The following is an 8,789-nucleotide window of genomic DNA, read 5'->3' on the forward strand; positions in this document are numbered from 1 at the left end:
AGGATGTGGTCTTCGAGGGTGGGGACCTGCTGGATGAGACGGGGTATGCGCAGCCGGCGCTGTTCGCCGTCGAGGTGGCGCTCTTCCGGCTTGTTCAGTCGTGGGGTGTGGTTGCTGATGTTCTGGCGGGTCATTCGGTCGGTGAGGTGACGGCTGCGTATCTGGCGGGTGTGTGGTCGCTGGAGGATGCGGCGGCGCTGGTGGTGGCGCGTGGCCGGCTGATGCAGGCGTTGCCCGCCGGGGGTGTGATGGTTGCGGTGGAGGCGGCGGAGGACGAGGTCACGCCGTTGCTGACCGCGGGCGTGAGCGTCGCCGCGGTGAACGGGGCGACCTCGCTGGTGCTGTCCGGTGACCAGGCGGAGGTCGAGGCGGTGGTGGGCCGTCTTGAGGGGCGGCGGGTGAAGCGGCTGCGGGTCTCGCACGCGTTCCACTCGCCGTTGATGGACCCGATGCTGGAGGAGTTCCGTCAGGTCGCGGCCGGGCTCACCTACCACCAGCCCTCCATTCCGGTGGTGTCGAACCTGACCGGTGAGCTGGCGGATCCGGAGCGGTTGTGCTCGCCGGAGTACTGGGTGGGGCATGTTCGGGGCACGGTCCGTTTCCACGATGGTGTGCAGGCCATGCGGGCGGAGAAGGTCTCGACCTTCCTGGAGTTGGGCCCCGACGGTGTCCTGTCCGGGATGGTCGAGCAGGACTGTGTACCCTCCCTGCGGCGGGACGTGCCCGAGGACCGGGCCCTGATGACGACCCTGGGCCGGCTGCACACCCGGGGCGTCGACGTGGACTGGGAGAAGGTGTTCTCCGGTACCGGGGCGCACCGGGTGGCCCTGCCGACGTATGCCTTCCAGCACCAGCGTTACTGGCTGACTCCGACGTCGTCCGGCGGGGATCCCGCGCTGGCTGCCGGGCATCCGCTGCTCGACATCGTCGTGGGTGTGCCCGACACCGGTGGCGTGGTGTGCACCGGCCGGCTCTCCCTGGCAGCGCACCCGTGGCTGGCGGATCATGCGGTGTCGGGTGTGGTCCTGCTGCCGGGTACCGCCCTCGTGGAACTCGCGATCCGTGCCGGGGACGAGGTCGGTGCACGTTCCCTCAGTGAACTGATCATCGAAGCGCCTGTGGTGATCCCCGAGCACGGCTCCGTGCGTATCCAGGTGTCTGTTGGTGAGGACACGGACGGTGCGCGGTCGGTGGCGGTGTATTCGCGGCCGGACGACGCCGAGCCCGACACGCCCTGGGTGCGCCATGCGAGCGGTCGCCTCAGTGCGGAGGCTCCTGCTCCCACGGCCGGGTTTGGCGTCTGGCCGCCGGAGGGCGCGGCGGCGGTGGAGATGTCGGACCTGTACGAAGAGTTGGCTGGCCGGGGCTACGACTACGGGCCTGTGTTTCAGGGGCTGCGTGCGGTGTGGCGGCGTGGGGACGTGGTCTTCGGTGAGGTCGGGTTGCCGGTGGGTGAGGTGGAGTCGGCCGGTGGGTTCGGTCTGCATCCGGCGCTTTTGGATGCCGCGTTGCACGCGGGAGCCTTCCTCGGTGAGCGCGGGCCGGACGGCGGGGGGTTGTTCCTGCCGTTCGCGTGGAGTGGTGTGTCGCTGCATGCCGCAGGTGCGTCGTCTCTGCGTGTTCGGCTGACGTCCACGGGGCCGGAGTCGCTGTCGCTGGATCTGGCCGACGGCGAGGGTGCTCCGGTGGCGTCGGTGGAGTCGCTGGTGCTGCGGGCGGTTGCCGAGGAGCAGTTGAGGGTGTCCGGGGCTGGTGGTGGTTCGCTGTTCCGGGTGGAGTGGTCGCCGGTGGCGGTGCCGGTGTCTGAGGGCGCTGACGGTGTCGAGGTGGAGGTCCTGGAGGTTCCCAGGTCGGTCTCGTCGGTTGCTGGAGCCGTGGACGAACCGTTGGACGCTGAGGTTGTCCGGGACGTGACGGCTGGTGTTCTGGCTGGGGTGCAGTCGTTCCTTGCGTCGTCGGGTGGGGGTCGGCTGGTGGTGGTGTCGCGGGGTGCGGTGGCGGTCGGTGGCGATGCCGGTGTGGTGGATCCGGTGGCGGCTGCGGTGTGGGGGTTGGTGCGTTCGGCGCAGGCGGAGAGTCCTGGCCGGGTGGTTTTGCTGGATGTGGGTGTGGGGGGTGTGGTGCCGGCGGGTGGGGTGCTGGCGGGTGTGGCTGGTTGTGGTGAGTCGCAGGTGGCGGTGCGTTCGAGTGGGGTGTTCGTGCCGAGGCTGGTGCGTGCCGGGGTGGAGCGTTCTGCGGGGCGGTCGGTGTTCCGTGCTGGTGGGACGGTTCTGGTCACCGGCGGTACCGGAACACTGGGTGGTCTGGTGGCCCGGCATCTTGTCGCGGCACATGGTGTGCGCCACCTGCTGCTGACCAGCCGTCGTGGTCCGGAGGCCCCCGGGGCACGGGAGCTGACGGCGGAACTCGAGGCGGCCGGAGCGACCGTCACCGTCGTGGCGTGTGATGTGGCGGATCGTGAGGCGTTGGCGGGGGTGTTGGCGCGGGTGCCTGTGGATGCTCCCTTGGTGGGGGTGGTGCATACCGCGGGTGTGCTGGATGACGGGGTGTTCTCGGGTCTGACTGCGGAGCGGTTGGCGGGGGTGTTCCGGCCGAAGGTGGATGCGGTGTTGGCGTTGCATGAGGTGACGCGGGCTCTGGATCTGGATGCGTTTGTGTTGTATTCGTCGGCTTCGGGTGTGCTGGGTGGTGCGGGGCAGGGGAATTACGCGGCGGCGAACGCGTTCCTGGACGCTTTTGCTCAGTGGCGTCGTGCGCAGGGTCTGCCGGCGGTGTCGTTGGCGTGGGGGTTGTGGGGCGAGTCGAGTGCGATGACGGGCTCGCTCGGGGAGTCCGATCAGGCGCGGATGCGGCGCAGTGGTATCCGGCCGCTGTCCGCGGCAGAGGGCATGGCACTCTTCGATGCCGGCCTCACCACCGACGAACCCACCCTGATACCCGTCAAGTTCGACCTCCCCACCCTCAGCGCACAAGCGGAAGCCGGTCGACTGGCTCCCATGCTGCAGGGCCTGGTGCGCCGGCCTTGGCGCGCTGCCGCCACGGGCGTACCTGTCCGCGCCGATTCCCTCTCGGCCCGATTGGCGGGGCTCCCGGAGGAGGAGCAGTCCGAGACACTGCTGAACCTGGTCCGCGACGAAGTCGCCGTTGTGCTCGGGCACGCCGACGCCGAGAACATCACTCCGGGACAGGCGTTCAGCGACATGGGATTCGACTCGCTCACCGCGGTCGAGCTTCGCAACCGGCTGGCCGGAGCGACGGGCATCCAACTGCCGGCCACGCTGATCTTTGACTACCCTTCACCCGCCGCGATCGCCGAGCACCTGCGCGCGGAACTGGTTCCGGTCGCTGCGGCCGGAACCGTGGAGCTCACCGACGTGGACGAGATCGAGCTGCGCAAGGTCCTCGCCTCCGTCCCGCTCAAGCGGCTCGAAGAGCTGGGTGTGCTGCGGCAGTTGATGCATCTGGTGACTGCGGTCCCCGGAGCCGCGGACCCCGGTGCGGCTACCGCCGCCCCTTCGGACGTACGGCAGAACGCCGCGCACCTGATCGCCGACATGGACGTCGCCGACCTCATCGAACGCGCGATGGGCAACACCCACAACTGAGCCCGCCGCGGCCTACGGAGGAACCCAAGTATGTCTGTGTCCCAGGACCAGCTTGTCGCGGCACTGCGCGCCTCGCTCACGGAGAACGAGCAGCTCAAGGAGGAGCGCGACCGGGTCCTTGCAGCCTCGTCCGAACCGATCGCGATCGTGTCGGCCGCGTGCCGACTGCCCGGTGGCGTCTCCTCGCCGGAGGACCTGTGGCGTCTCGTGGTCGAAGAACGTGACGGCATCACATCGTTCCCGGAGGACCGGGGCTGGGACATCGAAGGTCTCTACGACCCCACCCCCGGCCTGGCCGACAAGTCCTACGTTCGCGAGGGCGGCTTCCTCCACGACGCTGGGGAGTTCGACCCGGCTTTCTTCGGGATCTCCCCGCGTGAGGCGTTGGCGATGGATCCGCAGCAGCGGTTGCTGCTGGAGACGTCGTGGGAGGTGTTGGAGCGGGCCGGGATCGATCCGATCTCGTTGAAGGGAAGCCGGACGGGCGTCTTCGCCGGTGTGATGTACCACGACTACGAGTCGGCCGTCGCCGCCGGCAGCATCGTCTCGGGCCGGGTGTCGTACACCTTCGGTTTCGAGGGCCCGGCGGTGACGGTTGACACAGCGTGTTCGTCGTCGCTGGTGGCGATGCACTCCGCGATGCAGGCCCTGCGCAACGGCGAGTGCACGCTCGCCCTGGCCGGCGGCGTTGCCGTCATGGCCCAGCCAGGGAGCTTCATCGAGTTCTCGCGACAGCGGGGTCTGGCGGCGGACGGCCGGTGCAAGTCGTTCGCCGCGGGTGCCGATGGTACGTCGTGGGCGGAGGGTGTGGGCCTGGTCCTGCTGGAGCGGCTTTCGGACGCCCGGCGCAACGGCCATGAGGTGCTGGCGGTCGTCCGGGGCAGTGCGGTGAACCAGGACGGCGCGTCCAACGGTCTGACCGCGCCGAATGGTCCTTCGCAGCAGCGTGTGATTCGTCAGGCGTTGGCGAGTGCGGGTCTGTCGGCGGCTGATGTCGACGCGGTGGAGGCGCACGGTACGGGTACGTCGCTGGGTGACCCGATCGAGGCGCAGGCGCTGATCGCGACGTACGGTCAGGAGCGACCGGGTGATGACCGTCCGTTGTGGTTAGGGTCGTTGAAGTCGAACATCGGTCACGCGCAGGCCGCGGCCGGTGTGGCGGGTGTGATCAAGATGGTGCAGGCGATGCGGCACGGTGTGCTGCCGAAGACTCTGCACGTGGACGCGCCGTCGCCGAAGGTGGACTGGTCGGCGGGTGCGGTGGAACTCCTCACCGAGTCACGCGAGTGGCAGACCCCGGAGAACCGCCCTCGGCGGGCCGCCGTCTCCTCCTTCGGCATCAGCGGCACCAACGCGCACGTCATCCTGGAAGCCGTCGAGAACGACCTTCCCGAGCCGACCACGACGCACGGGGCGGTCCCCCTCGTTCTCTCGGGCAGGACGGCCGACGCGGTGAACGCGCAGGCCCGGCGCCTGGCCGACCATCTGGAACGGCATCCGGACGTGAGCCTCACGGATACCGCCTACTCGCTGGTGACGGCGCGTGCGCGTTTCGATCACCGTGCGGTGGTGGTCGCGGGTTCGGTGGACGAGGCGCGGGAGAGCCTGGCGTCGGTGCGTGCGCAGGCCGTGGTTCCGGGGCGCCTGGGTGTGCTGTTCACGGGCCAGGGCTCGCAGCGGGTCGGTATGGGCCGTGAGCTGTATGCGGCGTTCCCGGTGTTCGCGGATGCCTTCGACGAGGTGTGCGCGGCAGTCGACAAGAGCCTGGACCGTTCACTCAAGGATGTGGTCTTCGACTCCGGCGACCCGATCGACGAGACGGGGTATGCGCAGCCGGCGCTGTTCGCTGTCGAGGTGGCGCTCTTCCGGCTCGTTCAGTCGTGGGGCGTGCGTCCCCACTGCCTCGCCGGTCATTCGGTCGGTGAGGTGACGGCGGCTTATCTGGCGGGCGTGTGGTCGCTGGAGGACGCGGCGGCGCTGGTGGTGGCGCGTGGCCGGCTGATGCAGGCCTTGCCCGCCGGTGGGGTGATGGTCGCGGTGGAGGCGACGGAGGACGAGGTCACGCCGTTGCTGACCGCGGGCGTGAGCGTCGCCGCCGTGAACGGGGCCACCTCGCTGGTGCTGTCCGGCGTCCAGGAAGAGGTCGAGGCCGTTGTGGCCCGCTTCGAGGGGCGTCGGGTGAAGCGCCTGCGGGTCTCGCACGCGTTCCACTCGCCGTTGATGGATCCGATGCTGGAGGAGTTCCGTCAGATCGCGGCCGGGCTCACCTACCACCAGCCCTCCATACCGGTGGTGTCCAACCTGACCGGACACCTGGCCGACCCGGAGCGGCTGTGCTCGCCGGAGTACTGGGTGGAGCACGTGCGGGGCACGGTCCGCTTCCACGACGGTGTGCAGGCCATGCGGGCGGAGGAGGTGTCCACGTTCCTGGAGTTGGGCCCCGACGGTGTCCTGTCCGGGATGGTCGAGCAGGACTGCGTGCCCTCCCTGCGGCGGGACGTCCCCGAGGACCGGGCCCTGATGACCACCCTGGGCCGGCTGCACACCCGCGGCGTCGACGTGGACTGGGAGAAGGTGTTCTCCGGCACCGGCGCACACCGCGTGGCCCTGCCCACGTATGCCTTCCAGCACCAGCGTTACTGGCTGACTCCGACGTCGTCCGGCGGGGATCCCGCGCTGGCGACCGGACATCCCTTGCTCGACACGGTGATCAGTGTTCCTGACACGGGTGGTGTCGTATGTACCGGCCGGCTCTCCCTGGCAGCGCACCCGTGGCTGGCGGATCATTCCGTGTCCGGCACGGTCCTGCTGCCGGGCACCGCCCTCGTGGAACTCGCGATCCGCGCCGGGGACGAGGTCGGTGCGCGTTCCCTCAGTGAACTGATCATCGAGACGCCTGTGGTGATCCCTGACAGGGGCGCGGTGCGTATCCAGGTGTCTGTTGGTGAGGAGACGGGCGGTGTACGACCGGTGGCGGTGTATTCGCGGCCGGACGACGCTGAGCCCGGCACGCCGTGGGTGCGTCACGCCGCAGGTCAGCTCGATGAGGTCGCGTCGGTTCCGGATGCCGTCTTCGGGGTGTGGCCCCCGGAGGGTGCGCAGTCTGTCGACCTGACCGGTTTCTACGCGGACCAGGCGGCCGCCGGTTATGGGTACGGGCCGCTGTTCCAGGGTCTCAGCTCGTTGTGGACCCTGGGCGAGGACATCTACGCCGAGGTCGCGCTCCCGGCGGAGGACATCGAGGCGGTGGCCGGTTTCGGTGTGCATCCCGCGCTTCTCGACGCGGTCCTGCACTGTGGGGCCTTCACGGAGCGCAAAGCCGAGGAGGGCAGGCTCATCCTGCCGTTCGCGTGGAACGGCGTGACGCTGCATGCCTCCGGTGCCACCGCCCTGCGGGTACGCATGAGGCCCACCGGACCCGAATCCGTAACGCTCGAACTCGCCGATGGTGAGGGCGCCCCGGTGGCGTCGGTGGAGTCGCTGGTGTTGCGGGCGGTCGCCGAGGACCAGGTCAAGGCCGCCGGCCGGACCGGGCCCGGGACGGACTCCCTGTTCTCCGTCGAATGGGCCGCGCTGCCGGCCGAGGCAACGGCGAGCGTCACCGCCGCGGTCGTCCCGCACACCGTGTCCATGGCCATGGACATCGAGGAGTTGGTGCGGTCCGGCGCGTCGATGCCCGAAGTACTGGTCGTCGACGCCGTCGACGGCGTCGTCAGCCCCGAACGGGTCCGCGGCCTCGTCGGCCGTGTCCTCGGCATCGTTCAGGCGTTCCTTGCCGCGCCGGAACTCGACTCGTCGCGCCTGCTCGTCGTGACGCGCGGCGCGGTCGGTGTCTTTGACGACACCGAGGTGACCGACCCGGCGGGTGCCGCGGTCTGGGGTCTGGTGCGCGCGGCACAGGCCGAGAACCCGGACCGCGTCCTCCTCATGGACGTGGACGAGGTCCAGGCGTCCCGGCCGGCCCTGGCGGGCGTCTTGACCACCGGAGAGCCTCAGGTAGCGGTACGCGCCGGCGTCGTCCACACACCCCGGCTGGTGCGTGCCGCGGCCGATTCCGGTACCGGGCCCGAACTGGACCCCGCGGGCACGGTACTCGTCACCGGCGGCACCGGAACACTGGGCGGCCTGGTCGCCCGGCATCTCGTCGCCGCATACGGTGTGCGCCACCTGCTGCTGACCAGCCGTCGCGGACCGGAGGCCCCCGGCGCCCAGGAGCTGACGGCCGAACTTGAGGCGGCCGGAGCGACCGTCACCGTCGTGGCGTGCGATATGTCCAAACGCAGGGCGGTGAAGAAGCTGCTCGCGACGGTCTCGCCCGACGCGCCGCTCACCGGAATCGTGCACGCGGCGGGAATCCTCGACGACGGTGTGATCGCGAGCCTCACACAGGAGCGGATCGGCGCCACCTTCCGGCCCAAGGTCGATGCGGCACTCATCCTGCACGAGCTGACACACGACATGAACGTGGACGCGTTCGTCCTGTTCTCCTCGGCCGCCGGTGTGATCGGAGGTCCGGGACAGGGCAACTACTCGGCCGCGAACGCGTTCCTGGACGCCTTCGCCCAGTGGCGCCGTGCGCAGGGTCTGCCCGCCGTCTCACTGGCCTGGGGCCTCTGGGCCGAGTCCGCCGGCATGATCGCGACGATGAGCGAGTCGGACCAGGCCCGTATGGGCCGGGGCGGAGTGCTCCCGCTGGCCACCGAGGACGGCATGGCCCTGCTCGACACGGCCCTGTCCGGCGAGGCGTCCACCCTTGTGCCGCTGAAGTTCGACTTCGCCGTCCTGACGGAGCAGGCACGGACTGGACAGTTGCCGCCGGTACTGCGGGGGTTGGTGCGTCAGCCGCGTCGTGCGGTGCGTGGTGCCCTGGTGGGTGCTGGTGGTGTGGGGGATTCGTTGGCGGGCCGGCTCGCCGTGCTGTCTCGTGAGGGGCAGGAGCGTCATCTGGTGGAGTTGGTGTTGGGTGAGGTCGCGGTGGTGCTGGGGCATGCGGACGCGGCGAGTATCGGTGCCGGGCAGGCGTTCAACGATCTGGGTTTTGATTCGTTGACGGCGGTGGAGTTGCGGAACCGGTTGAGTGCCGTGACGGGGCTTCGGTTGTCGGCGACGTTGGTCTTTGATTATCCGTCGCCGGTTGTGCTGGCGGAGTTCTTGCGTGCGGAGTTGGTGGGCGAGGACGCGGGG

The 8,789-nt window shown here is 69.6% G+C and carries 2 protein-coding genes; both read left to right on the top strand.

The annotated features are described in order from the left end of the window. The first annotated feature begins 5 nt into the window (after window positions 1-5). The gene (locus IEZ20_RS39235) at window positions 6-3,605 is read left to right on the top strand and encodes a type I polyketide synthase (RefSeq protein WP_268253100.1); all 3,600 of its coding nucleotides are present in this window, start codon (window positions 6-8) and stop codon (window positions 3,603-3,605) included. 36 nt (window positions 3,606-3,641) lie between these two features. After that, window positions 3,642-8,789 (top strand): type I polyketide synthase (locus IEZ20_RS39240; RefSeq protein WP_373304056.1); only part of this gene is annotated, 5,148 nt, incomplete at its 3' end.

It is taken from the genome of Streptomyces cinerochromogenes, from assembly GCF_014648635.1.
GTDB lineage: Bacteria > Actinomycetota > Actinomycetes > Streptomycetales > Streptomycetaceae > Streptomyces > Streptomyces cinerochromogenes.